The sequence below is a fragment of the Coprococcus sp. RTP21204st1_G4_RTP21204_210225 genome, assembly GCF_040915385.1.
GTDB lineage: Bacteria > Bacillota > Clostridia > Lachnospirales > Lachnospiraceae > Allocoprococcus > Allocoprococcus comes.
In genome coordinates, this window is sequence record NZ_JBCPDP010000004.1 from 18041 (window position 1) to 34433 (window position 16393).

General features: G+C 40.9%; 17 protein-coding genes and 2 pseudogenes. 16 read left to right on the forward strand and 3 right to left on the reverse strand.

Annotated features, from left to right (window positions below; translation table 11 throughout):
* Window positions 1–155: 155 nt before the first annotated feature.
* Window positions 156–1514 carry a spore germination protein gene (locus tag AB5213_RS04665; protein ID WP_270222817.1) on the reverse strand — a complete coding sequence of 453 codons (1359 nt, stop codon included), beginning with the start codon at window positions 1512–1514 and terminating at the stop codon, window positions 156–158.
* A gap of 255 nt (window positions 1515–1769) precedes the next feature.
* On the opposite strand from AB5213_RS04665, the gene AB5213_RS04670 reads away from it, so the two are divergent.
* The gene (locus tag AB5213_RS04670) at window positions 1770–2636 is read left to right on the forward strand and encodes a DegV family protein (RefSeq protein WP_055246955.1); all 867 of its coding nucleotides are present in this window, start codon (window positions 1770–1772) and stop codon (window positions 2634–2636) included.
* A gap of 251 nt (window positions 2637–2887) precedes the next feature.
* Here AB5213_RS04670 and AB5213_RS04675 read toward each other — a convergent pair whose 3' ends face one another.
* Window positions 2888–5056, reverse strand: coding sequence for a TaqI-like C-terminal specificity domain-containing protein (locus tag AB5213_RS04675; protein WP_055246953.1), 2169 nt, complete (start codon window positions 5054–5056; stop codon window positions 2888–2890).
* Between the two features lie 574 nt (window positions 5057–5630).
* Between AB5213_RS04675 and AB5213_RS04680 the strand changes: the two genes are divergently transcribed.
* The 13 genes and pseudogenes from AB5213_RS04680 to AB5213_RS04740 all read left to right on the forward strand — a co-directional run bounded on the left by AB5213_RS04680 (window position 5631) and on the right by AB5213_RS04740 (window position 15094).
* Complete coding sequence (locus AB5213_RS04680) at window positions 5631–5969, forward strand: helix-turn-helix domain-containing protein (protein ID WP_008374833.1); 339 nt, start codon at window positions 5631–5633, stop codon at window positions 5967–5969.
* A 38-nt stretch (window positions 5970–6007) separates the two neighbouring features.
* The gene (locus AB5213_RS04685) at window positions 6008–6421 is read left to right on the forward strand and encodes an EamA family transporter (RefSeq protein WP_055158446.1); all 414 of its coding nucleotides are present in this window, start codon (window positions 6008–6010) and stop codon (window positions 6419–6421) included.
* Window positions 6422–6490: 69 nt separating this feature from the next.
* Window positions 6491–6604: pseudogene (locus AB5213_RS04690) on the forward strand (flavodoxin family protein); the annotation flags it as partial.
* Between the two features lie 154 nt (window positions 6605–6758).
* A complete protein-coding gene (locus AB5213_RS04695) occupies window positions 6759–8363 on the forward strand; it encodes an AAA family ATPase (protein WP_055297085.1) in 1605 nt (534 codons plus the stop codon).
* Between the two features lie 230 nt (window positions 8364–8593).
* Window positions 8594–9070: an AAA family ATPase gene (locus AB5213_RS04700; protein WP_008374839.1), complete on the forward strand. Its 477-nt coding sequence runs from the start codon at window positions 8594–8596 to the stop codon at window positions 9068–9070.
* 11 nt (window positions 9071–9081) lie between these two features.
* Window positions 9082–9279: pseudogene (locus AB5213_RS04705) on the forward strand (DUF1848 family protein).
* A 129-nt stretch (window positions 9280–9408) separates the two neighbouring features.
* Entirely contained in the window at window positions 9409–9561 is a 153-nt protein-coding gene (locus tag AB5213_RS04710) for a hypothetical protein (RefSeq protein ID WP_156333115.1), read from the forward strand.
* 249 nt (window positions 9562–9810) lie between these two features.
* Window positions 9811–10119: a metal-sensing transcriptional repressor gene (locus AB5213_RS04715; RefSeq protein ID WP_022220535.1), complete on the forward strand. Its 309-nt coding sequence runs from the start codon at window positions 9811–9813 to the stop codon at window positions 10117–10119.
* A gap of 90 nt (window positions 10120–10209) precedes the next feature.
* Window positions 10210–12732 carry a heavy metal translocating P-type ATPase gene (locus AB5213_RS04720; protein ID WP_270222819.1) on the forward strand — a complete coding sequence of 841 codons (2523 nt, stop codon included), beginning with the start codon at window positions 10210–10212 and terminating at the stop codon, window positions 12730–12732.
* Between the two features lie 288 nt (window positions 12733–13020).
* Complete coding sequence (infC, locus tag AB5213_RS04725; RefSeq protein ID WP_008374852.1) at window positions 13021–13515, forward strand: translation initiation factor IF-3; 495 nt, start codon at window positions 13021–13023, stop codon at window positions 13513–13515.
* 33 nt (window positions 13516–13548) lie between these two features.
* A complete protein-coding gene (rpmI, locus tag AB5213_RS04730) occupies window positions 13549–13746 on the forward strand; it encodes a 50S ribosomal protein L35 (RefSeq protein WP_022220532.1) in 198 nt (65 codons plus the stop codon).
* A 34-nt stretch (window positions 13747–13780) separates the two neighbouring features.
* Window positions 13781–14137, forward strand: coding sequence for a 50S ribosomal protein L20 (gene rplT / locus AB5213_RS04735; protein WP_008374854.1), 357 nt, complete (start codon window positions 13781–13783; stop codon window positions 14135–14137).
* A gap of 180 nt (window positions 14138–14317) precedes the next feature.
* Window positions 14318–15094: an ATP-binding protein gene (locus AB5213_RS04740; protein WP_270222820.1), complete on the forward strand. Its 777-nt coding sequence runs from the start codon at window positions 14318–14320 to the stop codon at window positions 15092–15094.
* A gap of 129 nt (window positions 15095–15223) precedes the next feature.
* On the opposite strand, the gene AB5213_RS04745 is transcribed toward AB5213_RS04740, so the two are convergent.
* Window positions 15224–15589, reverse strand: a complete 366-nt coding sequence (locus AB5213_RS04745) for a metal-dependent transcriptional regulator (protein ID WP_008374860.1) — start codon at window positions 15587–15589, stop codon at window positions 15224–15226.
* A gap of 298 nt (window positions 15590–15887) precedes the next feature.
* On the opposite strand from AB5213_RS04745, the gene AB5213_RS04750 reads away from it, so the two are divergent.
* Both AB5213_RS04750 and AB5213_RS04755 read left to right on the forward strand, forming a co-directional pair.
* On the forward strand, window positions 15888–16097 hold the full coding sequence (locus tag AB5213_RS04750; RefSeq protein WP_022220531.1) for a FeoA family protein: 210 nt from the start codon (window positions 15888–15890) through the stop codon (window positions 16095–16097).
* 72 nt (window positions 16098–16169) lie between these two features.
* Window positions 16170–16388, forward strand: a complete 219-nt coding sequence (locus AB5213_RS04755; RefSeq protein WP_055260881.1) for a ferrous iron transport protein A — start codon at window positions 16170–16172, stop codon at window positions 16386–16388.
* Window positions 16389–16393: the final 5 nt, after the last annotated feature.

A 16393-nucleotide genomic window follows, 5' to 3' on the forward strand; every position in this document is an offset into this window, starting at 1 on the left:
CCCGGTCGCCGGATTTACTGTATTAGAGAGGCGTTTTTTTACAAGGCTGGACTGATAACCGGTTGAGGAGATTTAGGTAGTGGTGGGAAGGGGTGTTGTGGAAAGGTGAAGGTTATGTAGGTGTAGCCTGCAATTTTGTTGCAGGCTACAGGGGATTAGTTTAATTTTACGTTCAGGTAACTACGGCCGGAGAGGGTTTTGTTGAAGGTGATACAGAGGATGACGATGAGGCAGCCTGTGAGGAATCCTGGGAGGTTGAAGATAGCGGTGAGGATGAGGAGCAGGAGGCGCATGAATTTTAATGCGTAGCCTAGTTCAAAGTTTGGCTGGGTGTAGTTGGCGATGGAAACGAATGCCATGTAGAGCATGATCTCGCTGTTGAACCAGCCGGATTCGACAGAAAATTCACCCATGACGATACCGGCGATGACGCTGAGTGGTGTGCTGAGCATGCTGGGGGTGTTGAGGGCGGCGAGGCGGAGTCCGTCGATGGCAAGCTCCAGGATCAGGATCTGGAAGATCAGGGGGATGTTGACCGTATCTTCGATCAGAACGAAGCGGAAGATCTCTGGTATCCATGCCGGGTTCTGCATAAAGAGCAGAAAGAGTGGAACCATGAAGACAGTGAGCAGTGTGATCAGTACACGGGATATTTTCAGGTAGATTCCGGTGATTGGCGGAAAGTAGTAATCATTTGCCTCTTCGATCATATCAAAGATGGAGGTTGGCAGGATCAGTGCAGATGGGGAGGTATCAGTAAGGAGGATCACTTTTCCTTCCATCAGGCAGGCGCAGGCTGTGTCTGGACGTTCGGTAAATTTATATTTTGGAAAGGGATTGTACCATTTGCGCTGAAAGAGAGATTCTGCAAGAGATTGCTGACTCATTTTCAGATCCTGGGATTTGCTTTCTTCCAGTTTGTTCTGGATCGTGGTCAGAAGTTCGCGGTCTACACGGTCGGACATATAGCAGAGAGCTACGTCGGTGCGTGTGGAAGTGCCGGCTTCATACATTTCCATGATCAGATGCGGATCGCGGATCCGGCGGCGCATCAAGGCAGTATTGAATACGATTGTTTCCACAAAGCCATCACGGGAACCGCGCAGGGATTTGTCTTTATCGGGTTCCTCGATGCTGCGGGACGGGTAAGTACGGCAGTCGATGGCAATAGCGGCTTCATAGCCGTCAATAAAAAGACAGGTGACACCGGACAGAAGATTTTTGAAAATGCTGTCAAAGTCACCGAGAATATCAACTTCCACATAGGGGATGCAGCTTGTAGAAAAGGAAGTTGCATCCTCTGGCATATCATCGGCGGAAATATTGAGGAAGGAGTCCATAAGTTTCAGCATGGTTTCATCCTTGGTGAAACCATCAATAAAATAAAAGGCACTATTTTGACCGCCGATGATCAGATTTCGTTCGATAATATCAAAGCTCTTTTTTACGGGAAGAGCCCGGTTCATATATTTTGTATTGTCGGTGAGAGAAGCACTGACAGTATGTTTTTCCATATTGAATCCTCCATTCAGAGATAATTTAAAGTTAAGAAAATCTGGAATCCCGGAAATATTTTACTGCCTGGATTCTGCATAGATTTAGCATTTCACAAAAAAAGGAAAATATACCGGATTATGACAAAAGTTATTAAGAAACTTAAGATTTTTTTAGCATGGGAAAAAGATTTTGCTATCTTGCGGAAAAGAGGGTATACTGTACATAATTATAAGTAATATATAAATCCCTAAAGGGATGAAGGAGGCACACTTATGAGTGAATATATGATCATGACAGACAGTACAGTAGATTTACCGAAGGAATACCTGACCGAGGAGCTTGGGGTTCCGTATATTCCTCTTACTTATCTGATCGATGGACAGTCTTATGAGGATATGATTGGACTTACCGGGGAAGAATTTTTTGCAAAAGTCAGGGCAGGGTCGATGCCGACTACTTCTCAGATCAATCCGGAGCAGGCAAGAGAAGCACTGGAACCGTATCTGAAAGAGGGAAAGGATATTTTATATATTGCTTTTTCGTCAGGACTTAGCGGAACTTATAACAGTATCCGGATGGCAGCAGAAGAATTGCAGGAAGAATATCCGGAGCGGAAGCTGATCGTGATTGATTCACTCTGCGCCTGCATGGGAGAGGGGCTTCTTGTGTACAAAGCTGTTCAGTTAAAGCGTGCAGGAAAGAGTCTGGAAGAAGTGGCTGCCTGGGTGGAGGAGAACAAGCTTCACATCATGCACAACGTTACGATTGATGATTTATTCCATTTACATAGAGGCGGAAGAGTATCAAAAGCTTCTGCTATTGTTGGAACGATGATCCAGATCAAGCCGATCATCCACATGGACGATCATGGTGAACTGAAGGTTATTGGAAAAGAACGTGGCAGAAAGAAAGCATTGACACACATCGTGGATATGGCAGTGAAGCAGTCCGAAGGTTGGGATAATGATATTGTGATGATCACACACGGTGACTGCAAAGAAGATGCGGAATTTGTGGCAAGACAGGTGGAGAAGAAGATGGGAGTCCACAATATTCTGATTAACTGCATTGGAACGGTGATTGGGTCACATACAGGTCCGGGGGTTGTGGCTGTGTTCTGTATGGGGAATAAGAGATAAGACTTTGTGAAGACGAGGCATACAAATGAAAGAATTACGGAGACAATTGAAAGAGCTACTGCAACAGGCGGGAGCAGATGTATTTGAAGGTCAGGTTTTTATGATAGAAGAGGACTAAGACCATTTTTGGTTGCTGAAAAAGATGTCCTTAATGTCGTTAAGAAGAAAGGGAGATAAGAAAAAACCAGAGCAGACCTGGCAATCCTATTGTTAAATAGGGAAAGCCAGGAATATCTCTGGTTTTATGTTTGTCAGAACAGAAATTTGTTTTCTCCATCTACTGCATGCTTAATGATATCCTGCTCTTTAGAGGTAAGATTAAATAATTTAAAAATCAATTGGTCAAGTTGCTCGTAGGCAATTTGTGCTCCCTCAGGAGGCAGTCCGTTAATTAGTGGTTCGACAGCTTGGATGATACTGTTTTGCATGTCGGCATTAACATCCAGAATCGGAATATTTTCAATATGAGAGCGCAATACCTTCACGGAGTGAAATTCCATTTTGTAAATAAACTGTGCAATTCTGGAATTAAGGATGGCAAGAATATATTTTATATGCAGTCCTTCAAGTTTGGGGATGACTAAGTTGCAGCTATTCAAAGAAAGTGTTTGTTTATCATCATAAGCAAAGACAAGCTGGCTGCTGATAAAACGATACAAAAGCTTTTCTGGCGCACGGTACATTTCTATAGGTGCTACCTGCTGAAAATTCTGTGGGTTAAACACGATATAGTTTGAGTTAGGATTAGTATGGTACTTACAGATATCGGAGCCTTTTAAAATAACTTCGTTATCTTTGTTTTTCACGGAAGAAATATATTTTTTATTATTTCCGGTTACGATTCCTAAAGCAAAATCGGCGTTTCCGGCAAGGAATTTTGTTTTAGGAATATGCCGAATTTTTTCAAGCAGCTGATATTCAGCATCCGTTGTATGAAAGCTGAAATATTCGGCTGAAATTTTACGGTTTGTCAGAATGGTTGTACAGTGACTACAGTCGGATACTTCCATTCCGACTGTCGAAAGTGGCTTTCCGGTGTGAATGAGCTGCAATATAATGCAGGGACACTGAACCTTATCAAAGGCATTTCCCAAAAAATTAAGATATCGGATGGAATTACTTTCCATAATGGCAGTACGGACCGGTGTATGTGCCTTTACATTAAGTATTGCCTCTGGAAGAATAAAAGAGAGTTGTCCGTTTATGGACAAATTACGTAGTGCTTTTTCAATAAACAAATCATAAGACTCTATATTTTTCCCGGAAGCAGTCCGATAGTTTTTGCGAAGCTTTTCCTTTTCCGACTCGGAAAATTCATATCCCCATGGCGGATTGCCGATGATATACTGATAAGAGGTTTTTGAATCGGATGCAAGATAATCGGCTTCGGTTATATGCTCGTACAGAGTTTTGACAGAAAGAATGTCATATTTTAAAACCATGTTCAACCGGGTGATTTTTACACTGATTGTATCGGTGTCATTGCCATAAATCTGGTCAAAACGAACATGTGCTGGAAGTTGCAATAAAAAATTTCCAGTTCCACAGCAGGGATCCAGAATTCTGGCATCTGATGCAATATCCAGCTTCTCAATCAGCTTTTTGACGATTTTGGTAGGCGTATAGTAGGAGCCGGTTGCCTTGCGGCTGTCGATATTTTTACAAGAAATGTAAATGAGACCAAGAATATCTTCAGCAGGTTCGTATACATAATCAAAATCAAAAAGCGGAGAATATTTTTCACAGAAAAGCAGAGCCTGCTCGGAATCTGCAATCAAAGCATAGATCAGTTCGTCGTATAGAGACAGGGTGATTTCTTTTTTTAAAAATCTGCTCAGCAACGCTTTTTCATGCTTGAAAGAAAGATCATATTTTTGGGCGAGCAAATGCAGGGCACAGTCAGCAATGAAATATTGAATCACATCCGATGAAAGAGCAATGGATTCATCGGTTACAATTCGGAGAATCTGCTGCAGTGGTTCGATATTCTGACAATTTTCAGAAATATAGGCGCTGTAAAGAGAATTTCCACAGACAAATTTCTTGTTACGTCTGCTTTTCAGCGATTGATTTTTGCCTGATTGCAGTTCGGCTTTCAACTTTTCGGTATATTGTTTTGTAAAATAAGGCTTTCTTTTATCCGTATATTCAGGAATAAGTTTGCCAAGCTTGATCCAGTTGCGCCCGGTTGCGGTCGAAATGGAAAGTATATCACATAATTCTTTTAAAGAGAGATAATCGGAATCTTTCGGGAAATTCGTCATTCGCTCATCGGAAGGTTTAGTGGCCGAGGCAGGGATCAACCAGATGCCGCTGACCATTTTGCAACCCTCAATCCGGTTGGTTTCGCAGAGTTTTTGTATGCGGCGTTCAGATAAATGGAATTTCTTCGAAGTTTCTTTTACAGAAATATAATCCATAGTCGTGCAGACTCCTTTTTTTGTATAATAATGATGTGAGTGTCAAAAGTAAATTTTGCCGCTCACTGGTGTAATCAGATTGCTCCATTGCGAAGCGATTCCCGCAATCCTTGAACACCTCAAACTCCCATAAAATGGCGTATTCATATCATTTTATTTCGTTTTCAGTGTTCGGCGTGTCAATAAGTATCAATTGCTTATTTGCGCGAGCACAAACGCAATTGATACTTTTGACACTTACATCATATAATAAAGATTATATACGGCAATACGAATGAAAACAATATTAATTTAAAGGATTCAAATTTGGACTGGACGATTGTTTGACTCATGCTGATTATTGGAAGGTGAATTGAGCGTTACTATCAATTTATATAGTTGAAAAAGGGAAATTCCTTTTCTGATAAGAAATTTTCCTAAGTAAATGTCATTTACTGTGAACAGTAACTAGTTTTGCTCTCATAACTTGAAATTCATTTGACAGTATGATTTATCCTGCTTATAATTATATACAGGCAATTTATAAATTCAAGTACTAACAAAAAAGACAGGTACTATCTAAGGAGAAAGCGTTATGATAAAGAACTATATCGAAAATGCAAATTTTGAAGATACAGGCTTTGCCTACACATTGTCCCTGATTTCCGGCAAACATAAGATGGTTATTCTATACTGTCTGATGGAGTTTGAAACGGTACGGTTCAATGAATTAAAACGGTATCTGAAAACTATTTCCGACAAAACACTCAGTACCAATCTCAAAGAGCTGGAGAAAGACCGACTGATTATCAGGACGGAATATCCGCAGATCCCGCCGAAGGTGGAGTACAGCCTTTCAGAAAGAGGGAAGTCATTGATGACTGTACTGGATCAACTTTGCATTTGGGGAGAAGAGAACAGATTGGTGAAATGATCAGTTCTTATTTTTTTATGTGAAAAGAAGGTGTTATTATGTGGATGATATTTGCTGTCTTATCAGCGGTATTTGCTGCGTTAACCTCAATTCTTGCCAAGATAGGTATAGAAGGAGTGAATTCCAACCTGGCAACTGCAATCCGAACCATTGTTGTAGTAATCATGGCATGGGGCATGGTCTTTCTTACTCATGCGCAGAATGGACTGGCAGAAATCAGTAAGAAAAGCTGGATTTTTTTAATCTTATCTGGATTAGCAACAGGAGCTTCGTGGCTGTGCTATTATAAAGCTTTACAAATGGGGGATGCATCAAAGGTTGTACCAATAGATAAACTGAGTGTGGTAATCACACTTATATTGGCATTTGTGTTTTTACATGAACAGTTTACTGCAAAATCACTCATTGGCTGTATTTTGATAGGAGCAGGTACATTGATAATGGTGTTATAAATTTTTAATTAAATCGGAAAGATTTGGTGAAATAAAAAGAGTATATAATTCGATGGTTGGAGGGGATATATGAACATTGTAATTATTAACGGAAGTGCCAGAAAAGGAAACACGCTGACCACAATTGATGCATTTATAAAAGGGGCATCAGAAAAGAATGAAATTGAAATCATTAAACCGGAAAATCATTGTACATCGTATGAGAGCGGTAGAAAATGCAGATGGAGTCAGCGGACTGGAAGCTGAATGCGAAATAGATTTACATTTTTATAATTCTTGCACCACCGGAGAAAAAAGGCTATACTCATATTATAGGCATAGAGGGAGGGCACATAAAATGGGACAGTTTTTGAATAATAAAGAACCATATGATAAATACAGAACCGTCAAGAATGGGCCCTATTTTGTTGATAAGTCGGAGATACTTGAAGAATTGATTCCGGCATTGCAGCAGGAACAGCGCTTTTTCTGTATTACCCGTCCAAGGCGTTTTGGGAAGACGATTATGGCAAATATGATCGCGGCTTTTTTTGAAAATACAGAGGAAGAATCCTTATTTGATGATCTTTATATTTCAAGGTATAAGCACTATAAAGAACAGGCTGGCAGGCATGATGTGATCTATATTGATTTCAGTGAAATGCCGAGGGGATGCAGAAATTATCAGGAATATATCCTCAGAATCCAGGATGGTCTGATCCGGGATATTGAAGAAGCGTATCCAGAGCTTGAGATAAAATCTGATGCAGCAGTATGGGATATTTTATCGCATGTTTTTGACAAGACAGGAGATAAGTTTGTTTTTGTAATGGATGAATGGGATGCTGTTTTTCATATGTCTTTTATTACAGAGCGGGACAGAGAAAATTTTCTTCTTTTTCTGAAGCTTTTACTGAAAGGAAAAAGCTATGTAGAACTGGCATATATGACTGGTGTTCTTCCGATTGCAAAGTATTCGGATGGATCAGAATTGAATATGTTTCTGGAATATAATATGGCAACAAGAGTAAGGTTCAGTGAGTATTTTGGATTTTCAGATGAAGAAGTTGACGTGTTGTATGACCGTTATCTGAAAAATACGAAAAAACCACAGATTACCAGAGAAAGCCTGAGAGAGTGGTATGATGGATATCATACAGCCTCCGGAGAACGACTGTATAATCCACGTTCTGTAGTATGTGCGCTTACCGACAATCAATTATCGAATTACTGGGTAAGCTCTGGCAAATATGATTCGGTGTTTACTTATATCCGATATAATGTGGATCAGATTCAAAATGATCTGACACTGATGTTTGCGGGAGAAAAAATACCTTCCGGGATACAGGAGTATGCTGCGACAGCACAGGAATTAAAGACAAAAGAAGAGATTTATTCAGCAATGGTTGTGTATGGACTTCTGACATATGATAACGGGATGGTGTTTATCCCGAATAAGGAGCTTATGGGCAGTTATGCAGCAATGATGAAAAAAGAAGAATCTTTGGGATATGTGTATCGTTTGGCAAATGCGTCCTCGCAAATGTTGCAGGCGACTCTTGCGGGCGATACGGAAACAATGGCAAAGATTATTCAGTATGCACATAATACGGAAGTACCGATTTTATCGTACAATAATGAGACAGAATTATCAGCAATTATCAATCTTGTATATCTGGCTGCGAGAGACCAGTACAGAGTGGAGCGGGAAGATAAAGCGGGGAAAGGATATGTTGATTTTATTTTTTATCCAATCAGACATGATCAGGATTGTATGATACTGGAACTGAAAGTAGATCATAAGCCGGAAGAGGCAATTGCACAGATAAAAGAAAAAGAATATGCTTTGCGGTTTAAAGGAAAAACAGCAGAAAGAAAGGAATATACAGGACGCATTCTTGCTGTTGGAATCAGTTATAACAGCAAGACAAAGGAACATGAATGTAAGATTGAACAACTCTAAAAAAAGTGCAGTTTTATTACAGGATTCTAAAATCATTCATTCATCAGATTGCTATAATATTTCGTTTTGCTCGCTTATTTTATGGTATAGTGGCGGATATATGTACGGAATGAAGGAAATGGTTCATATGTCCAGAGTAGATATGTGTGGGAATGTTGCTGGAGGTTTGTGATATACTGAGGTTGGCTTCTTTAACTATAATTAGGAAAAGGATCAGGAGATAAATAAATATGAAAAAAGTTCTGATACTTGGGTGTCCTGGTGCGGGGAAAAGTACATTTGCAAGAAAACTCAGAGACAAAACAGGACTTCCATTGTATTATCTTGATATGATCTGGCATAAGCCGGACAGGACAACGATAACAAAGCAGGAATTTGATGCAAAATTATCTGAGATTATAAAGCAGGAAGAATGGATTATCGATGGTAATTATGGAAGAACACTTGAAATGCGTTTTAAAGAATGTGATACGGTATTCTTTTTAGATCTGCCAACAAATGTGTGTCTTGCGGGCGTAGAGGGGCGTATTGGAAGTGAAAGAGAAGATATGCCATGGCAGGAAGAAGAACTGTCAGCAGAATTCAGAAATTTTATTATCAATTTTTCAAGGGATGAAATCCCTGAGATTAATGAGATGCTAAGAAAATATAAGAATAAAAATATTATTATATTCAAATCGCGGGAAGAGATAGATGCATGGAAATGAGGAAGAGATAAATGATCCTACACACAGGAATGCGAACGGACATCCCGGCGTTCTATTCAGAATGGTTTCATAATCGAATAAAGTAAGGTTACGCGCTGACCCGCAACCCATATAATCCAAGTCAGGTAACAAGATACAGTCTGTCACCGGAAGTTGTGGATCTGCTTGCATTCTGCACAAAAATTGAAAAGATTTTCGTCTATAATTGAAGATATGAAAATATTTCTTTTAAAGAAAGTGCGAAGGAACAAGATGAGACAAGCTATGAGTGATATGTTGAAAATAATCCGCAGGAAGGAGATCTGGTAGGAGCCATTTATGAAGGAATCGCAGAATTCTTGAATGGACTGGATGATGCGGAGCGTGCAGAAGTTTTGTATGATGTTTATGCAGCAAATGTTTATCAGAATGGAAACGGAGAAGATGAACAGGGCAGAGTACTTCATACGATGTTTGATCAGGTGATTATTGAGAATGTTTCTTTTAAATAAACAGTAAGAAGGAATAAGAGAATCTGTGGGTTGAAAAACCTGCAGGTTCTTTTTGCGTGTAAAAAAGTTTCTGCTAAATAAAAGATACAATGAGCCAAAGACGCGTGCCCGGTACAAGAATGTGTCATTGTGCAACCATCATTCATTGCTGTATATAAAAATTTTAAAATCGAGAAAATTTCCCTTGCAATATACCCCAATGGGGTATATAATAGCCATCGTAGAGAGAAAAAATAAGAGGTGAGACGCATGGAAGAAAAGAAAGAATGTTGTCACTGTCATAAGACGAAAGAGCGTTCTGAAAAGGAATACAAGGACATGATCAACCGCCTGAGCCGGATCGAAGGGCAGGTCAGAGGTGTGAAGCGCATGGTAGAAGAAGATGCGTACTGTCCGGATATTCTGATTCAGGTATCGGCAATCAATGCGGCGCTCAACAGCTTCAATAAAGTCCTTTTGGCGAATCATATCCGTACCTGTGTGGCAGAGGATATCCGCGAGGGAAAAGATGAGACGATCGATGAGCTGGTTGTAACGCTTCAGAAACTGATGAAATAACAGGATTGTTATAGATTTTTATGCAACAGGCGCAGGAGGATCTTTACAATATAAAAAGGCAGATAAAGCCAAAGAGTGAGGTGGATTTTTGTGGAACAATATACAGTAACAGGAATGAGCTGTGCGGCGTGCAGCAGCAGAGTGGAAAAGGCAGTATCGAAGGTATCGGGAGTTACCAGCTGTTCGGTCAGTCTTCTGACGAATTCCATGGGAGTAGAAGGAACCGCATCCCAGTTGGAGATCATTGCGGCTGTTGAGGCAGCAGGATACGGTGCTTCGGTAAAAGGAGCAGATGCAGGAGCCAAAAAGGGCGCAGCAATGGATGAGGATGCCCTGAAAGACAGGGAGACACCGATTATGAAGCGTCGTCTGATCGCATCACTGTGTTTTCTGATTCCACTGATGTACATTTCCATGGGTCATATGATGTGGAACTGTCCACTGCCGGGATTTCTGGCTGGCAATCATGTAGCAATGGGACTGATCCAGCTGTTATTTACCGGAATTATCATGGTGATCAACCAGAAGTTCTTCATCAATGGATTTAAGGGACTCCTTCATGGTGCGCCGAACATGGATACCCTGGTTGCACTGGGATCAGGGGCATCCTTTGTATACAGCACCTATGCATTGTTTGCAATGACCGATGCACAGGTGAAGATGGATATGGAAGGCGTCATGTCTTATATGCATGAGTTCTATTTTGAATCAGCAGCCATGATCCTGACGCTTATCACAGTCGGAAAGATGCTGGAAGCGCATTCCAAAGGAAAGACAACAGATGCATTAAAGAGTCTGATGAAGCTGGCTCCGAAGACAGCTGTTGTCTTGAAAAATGGTGTGGAGACAGAGGTTTCCATCGACCAGGTGAAAAAAGGCGATATCTTTGTAGTAAGACCGGGGGAAAATATACCGGTAGACGGTATCGTGCTGGAAGGAACCAGTGCAGTCAATGAAGCAGCACTTACCGGAGAGAGTATTCCGGTTGACAAAGCAGAAGGTGACAAGGTATCTGCTGCAACCATGAATCAGTCCGGTTTCCTCAAATGCGAGGCAACCAGAGTTGGGGAAGATACCACACTTTCACAGATCATTCAGATGGTCAGTGATGCGGCGGCAACCAAAGCACCGATCGCAAAGATTGCAGACCGTGTATCCGGGATATTTGTGCCGGCGGTTATTACGATTGCAGTGATTACAATTATCGTATGGTTGATCGCAGGTCAGAGTGTTGGATTCGCACTGGCAAGAGGTATTTCCGTACTCGTTATCAGTTGCCCTTGTGCACTGGGACTTGCCACACCGGTTGCCATTATGGTTGGTAACGGAATGGGCGCAAAGAACGGAATCATGTTCAAGACGGCGGTATCTCTGGAAGAGACCGGTAAAATGCAGATCGTAGCTTTGGACAAGACTGGAACCATCACAAGCGGGGAACCGAAAGTAACGGATATGATACCGGCAGAGGGTATCTCGGAGGAAGGACTTTTGGGATTTGCTTATGCACTCGAAAGAAAGAGCGAGCACCCACTGGCACATGCAATTTTACAGGAAGCCCAAGAGCGCAGACTGGATGCGGAGGAAGTAGAAGACTTCCAGGCAGTACCTGGAAACGGACTTTCCGCAGTTCTTGCAGGAAAGACGATTTATGGTGGAAATAAGAAATTTATCCAGACAAAGACTTCTGTGGATGCAGGAATGCTGAAAAAGGCAGAAGATCTGGCGGCAGAAGGAAAGACACCTTTGTTCTTTACGAAAGAAGATCAGCTGATCGGAATCATTGCGGTAGCAGACGTCATCAAAGAGGACAGTCCAAAGGCAGTCAAAGAACTGCAGAATATGGGAATCCAAGTGGTAATGCTGACCGGCGACAATGAGAGAACCGCAAAAGCGATCGGACGTCAGGCGGGTGTAGATGAAGTCATCGCAGACGTTCTTCCGGACGGAAAAGAAGCCGTTATCCGGAAATTAAAGAAAAAAGGAAAAGTTGCCATGGTTGGTGACGGAATCAATGACGCGCCGGCACTTACCAGAGCCGATATGGGAATTGCGATTGGTGCAGGAACCGATATCGCGATCGACGCAGCAGACGTTGTTCTGATGAAAAGCCGTTTAAGTGATGTACCGGCAGCCATTCGTATGAGTAAAGCAACTTTAAGAAATATCCATGAGAACCTGTTCTGGGCATTCTTCTACAATGTGATCGGAATCCCGCTTGCAGCAGGTATCTGGTATCCAATCTTCGGATGGAAATTAAATCCGATGTTTGGCGCAGCAGCTATGAGTCTTTCAAGCTTCTGTGTCGTAACCAATGCACTTCGTCTGAACTGGTTTAAAATGTATGATGCCAGCAAAGATAAGAAGATAAAGTCAAAAGTCAAAGAAATAGAGGAGGAAAAGACAATGACAAAAACAATGAAAATCGAAGGTATGATGTGTGGACACTGTGAGGCAACCGTAAAGAAAACTCTGGAAGCAATCGAAGGAGTAGAGGCGGCAGAAGTAAGCCATGAAAATGGAACAGCGGTAGTAACACTTGCGGCAGAAGTAGCCGATGAGGTACTGAAAAAAGCTGTTGAAGACAAAGATTACAAAGTGACAGGGATTGAGTAGGTTTAAGTCCGAAAAATAAAGATTGTTAGAAATTAAGTGAAGATTGGCTGGTTCATAAAAAAATAAAAAAAGTGTTGACACCATATAAAATTTGTGGTAAATTATAACTTGCGTAAAGCGAACAACAAAGAAGAGTATCCACTCTCACCTTAGCGCAATCAGGCGACTAACGGTTTGATATTGAATTTATAATACCGGATATAAGTATTGTATGCAATAGATAGTGGATAGTCTGCAGCTATTCACTATTTTTTTATTTATTGGAGGTGCACAACAATTAGCGATTTAATGATTAACGAACAAATCCGCGACAGAGAGGTACGCGTGGTTAGCGAGAGTGGGGAACAGTTAGGAATAATGTCAGCAAGAGAGGCTATGAAGCTGGCACAGGAAGCGGAACTGGATCTGGTTAAAATCGCTCCGACAGCGAAACCGCCGGTTTGTAAGATTATCGATTATGGTAAGTACAGATACGAACAGGCAAGAAAAGAAAAAGAAGCAAAGAAAAAACAGAGAACTGTCGAGGTTAAGGAAGTGCGTCTTTCACCAAATATTGACACCAACGACCTGAACACGAAGATGAATAATGCTAGAAAATTTATCTCAAAAGGAAATAAAGTAAAGGTTACACTTCGTTTCCGTGGTAGAGAGATGGCTCATATGCAGCAGAGTAAACATATTCTTGACGATTTTGCTGAGAAGATGAAAGATGTTGCTGTCATTGAAAAGCCGGCAAAACTTGAAGGCAGAAGCCTGAGCATGGTTTTAACTGAAAAACGTTAAAAATAAATTATCTATATTAAGGAGGAAAACATCATGCCAAAAATTAAAACAAATAGAGCTGCTGCAAAGCGCTTCAAAACAACAGCTACAGGTAAACTTAAAAGAAACAAAGCTTACAAGAGCCATATCTTAACAAAGAAGTCTACTAAGAGAAAAAGAAATCTTAGACAGTCAACTATCACAGATTCTACAAATGTAAAGAACATGAAGAAAGTTTTACCATATCTCTAAGATTTGGCAGGAAAGATAGAAGGAGGATTAAGTAATGGCAAGAATTAAAGGCGGAATGAACGCTAAGAAGAAACACAATAGAACTTTAAAACTGGCTAAAGGATACAGAGGAGCTCGCTCTAAACAGTACAGAATTGCAAAACAGTCTGTAATGAGAGCCCTTACATCAGCATACGCAGGAAGAAAGCAGAAAAAACGTCAGATGCGTCAGCTTTGGATCGCTCGTATCAACGCAGCTGCAAGAATGAATGGTCTTTCTTACAGCAAGCTTATGCACGGACTTAAAGTTGCCGGTGTAGATATGAACAGAAAGATGCTCGCTGAAATGGCAGTTAATGATGCAGCTGGCTTCGCAGCTGTAGCTGAAGTTGCTAAAAAGGCACTTGCATAATTAAATCAGACGATTTCGTATAGAGTTTGAGAGAAGAGGGAAAACCTTGTGGAGAGAATCCGCAAGGTTTTTTTATGTGGATTGTTGTTATAACAACAGAATAGAATGCGGTTGTAAGCTAAAATAAGCTGGTAAAGTTAAAGGAATACAAATTTTTCGAATAGGAGGATATAAAGGAATATGATTCGTAGAATTATTCAGATAGATGAGGAGAAGTGTAATGGGTGTGGAGCTTGTGCAAAGGCCTGCCATGAGGGGGCTATTTCTATGGTAAATGGGAAAGCAAAGCTGATGAGAGATGATTATTGCGACGGACTGGGAGACTGTTTGCCGAATTGTCCGGTGGATGCCATTCATTTTGTAGAGCGTGAGGCGGCGGCTTATGATGCGGAGGCTGTGAAGCAGAATATGCTTAAAAAGCAGCAGGAAGAGGCTACAAAGCAGAATGCGGGAGAAGGACCTAAAGCACCGGTAAAATCATTTGCAGGGGGATGTCCTGGAACCCGCATGCGTATGATGAACAGAGAGGAGAGTATGCAGAATGCAGAGAGCGAAGAGGAAGGAAGGGAGACGGCGAAAAGCGTGAATAAGAGTATGCTTTCCCAGTGGCCGGTACAGATTAAGCTTGCACCGGTGAATGCACCATATTTTGACGGGGCGAAGCTTCTGGTCGCTGCAGATTGCAGTGCCTATGCTTATGGAGATTTTCACAATCGTTTTATCAAAGGGCATGTGACTTTGATTGGATGTCCAAAACTGGATAATGTGGATTATTCGGAGAAGCTGACGGAGATTATTAAGAACAATAATATTAAGAGTGTGACGATTGTGCGGATGGAAGTACCTTGTTGTGGCGGACTTGAGCTGGCGGCTAAGAAAGCTCTTCAGGAAAGCGGTAAATTTATTCCGTGGCAGGTCGTGACCTTATCGCTTGACGGACAGATCCTTGATGAATAGTATCAGTAAAGTAATTTCATTACGGAAAACAGCATATGAAATATGTTGCGGTAAATCTGTAGAGTCTGCAAAAGGGCAAAGAAAAAGGCTGAAAAGTTATAAACTTTTCGGCCTTTTTTGACGCATTTACTAATGTGTTCGTACATATTCTTTGATTGCGTTAAAGCTTTCTCTACTGATTACGTGCTCCATCTGGCAGGCATCATCTGTAGCGATTTCTTCTGGGACACCGAGTTCGATCAGCCATTTTGAAATAAATTCATGCCGTTCATAGATCATGTTCGCGATCTCTTTTCCTGAATCGGTAAGATAGATAAAACCTGCATCTGTTACGGTAATATGATTCTCCTGACGAAGTTTCTTCATGGCGATGCTGACGCTTGATTTTTTGAAACCAAGTTCGTTGGCAATATCTACGGAACGTACGACAGGTAATTTTTTACTTAACATCAATATTGCTTCAAGATAATTTTCGGAAGATTCATTTTTAGCCATTTATTCCGGTCACCTCACTATTTATTCTTATATCTAATAGGATACCATGGATTATATTTTTTTTCAAATAATATTGTTCTGTAAATGCTCTTTTTGTGCAAAAAGTAGAAGCTATAACTATTAGAAGTAAGTGATAAATGGCAAAAATGAGTAACAGAAAACAATGGTTTAATAAAACTTAAAAAAATACTTGACAACACACAAATGTTAGCATATACTAACGAATGAACAAAAGTTGGTAATGAAAAAAATTATCATTCAAAATTCCAAATACGCAAAAGAACAGGAGGTAGGGATTATGCCTTTAACGATGGCGAATATTGGTGAAGTAAATGAGATCAAGAGAATTGGTGGAAATGAAGAAACAAGGCGATTCCTTGCGAATCTCGGATTTGTAGCAGGTGCAGAAATTACAGTTGTTTCTGCAATCGGTGGTAATGTGATCGTGAACATCAAGGATTCACGTGTTGCGGTTAATTCTGATATGGCGCGGCATATCATGATCTAGCCTCTGGCTGGTCGATGGATCCGCTGCATATATATTCTGTATTACGAAGCTTAAAGGAAAGGAGATACGACAATGACTTTAGGTGATGCAAAGGTTGGAAGCACTGTTGTTGTGACCAAGATTGAAGGAGACGGAGCTTACAAACGCCGTATTATGGACATGGGCATAACAAAAGGAAGCGAGCTGTACATCAGAAAAGTTGCGCCTCTCGGTGATCCTGTTGAGATTACTGTAAGAGGATATGAACTTACAGTAAGAAAAGATGATGCACAGTGTGTGCAGGTAAAATAGCATAT

Bases quoted from the DNA above. Each gene is read 5' to 3' on its own strand.
- AB5213_RS04665 (WP_270222817.1), bottom strand. From the start codon at position 1,514: ATGGAAAAACATACTGTCAGTGCTTCTCTCACCGACAATACAAAATAT.
- AB5213_RS04670 (WP_055246955.1), top strand. From the start codon at position 1,770: ATGAGTGAATATATGATCATGACAGACAGTACAGTAGATTTACCGAAG.
- AB5213_RS04675 (WP_055246953.1), bottom strand. From the start codon at position 5,056: ATGGATTATATTTCTGTAAAAGAAACTTCGAAGAAATTCCATTTATCT.
- AB5213_RS04680 (WP_008374833.1), top strand. From the start codon at position 5,631: ATGATAAAGAACTATATCGAAAATGCAAATTTTGAAGATACAGGCTTT.
- AB5213_RS04685 (WP_055158446.1), top strand. From the start codon at position 6,008: ATGTGGATGATATTTGCTGTCTTATCAGCGGTATTTGCTGCGTTAACC.
- AB5213_RS04695 (WP_055297085.1), top strand. From the start codon at position 6,759: ATGGGACAGTTTTTGAATAATAAAGAACCATATGATAAATACAGAACC.
- AB5213_RS04700 (WP_008374839.1), top strand. From the start codon at position 8,594: ATGAAAAAAGTTCTGATACTTGGGTGTCCTGGTGCGGGGAAAAGTACA.
- AB5213_RS04715 (WP_022220535.1), top strand. From the start codon at position 9,811: ATGGAAGAAAAGAAAGAATGTTGTCACTGTCATAAGACGAAAGAGCGT.
- infC (WP_008374852.1), top strand. From the start codon at position 13,021: ATGATTAACGAACAAATCCGCGACAGAGAGGTACGCGTGGTTAGCGAG.
- rpmI (WP_022220532.1), top strand. From the start codon at position 13,549: ATGCCAAAAATTAAAACAAATAGAGCTGCTGCAAAGCGCTTCAAAACA.
- rplT (WP_008374854.1), top strand. From the start codon at position 13,781: ATGGCAAGAATTAAAGGCGGAATGAACGCTAAGAAGAAACACAATAGA.
- AB5213_RS04740 (WP_270222820.1), top strand. From the start codon at position 14,318: ATGATTCGTAGAATTATTCAGATAGATGAGGAGAAGTGTAATGGGTGT.
- AB5213_RS04745 (WP_008374860.1), bottom strand. From the start codon at position 15,589: ATGGCTAAAAATGAATCTTCCGAAAATTATCTTGAAGCAATATTGATG.
- AB5213_RS04750 (WP_022220531.1), top strand. From the start codon at position 15,888: ATGCCTTTAACGATGGCGAATATTGGTGAAGTAAATGAGATCAAGAGA.
- AB5213_RS04755 (WP_055260881.1), top strand. From the start codon at position 16,170: ATGACTTTAGGTGATGCAAAGGTTGGAAGCACTGTTGTTGTGACCAAG.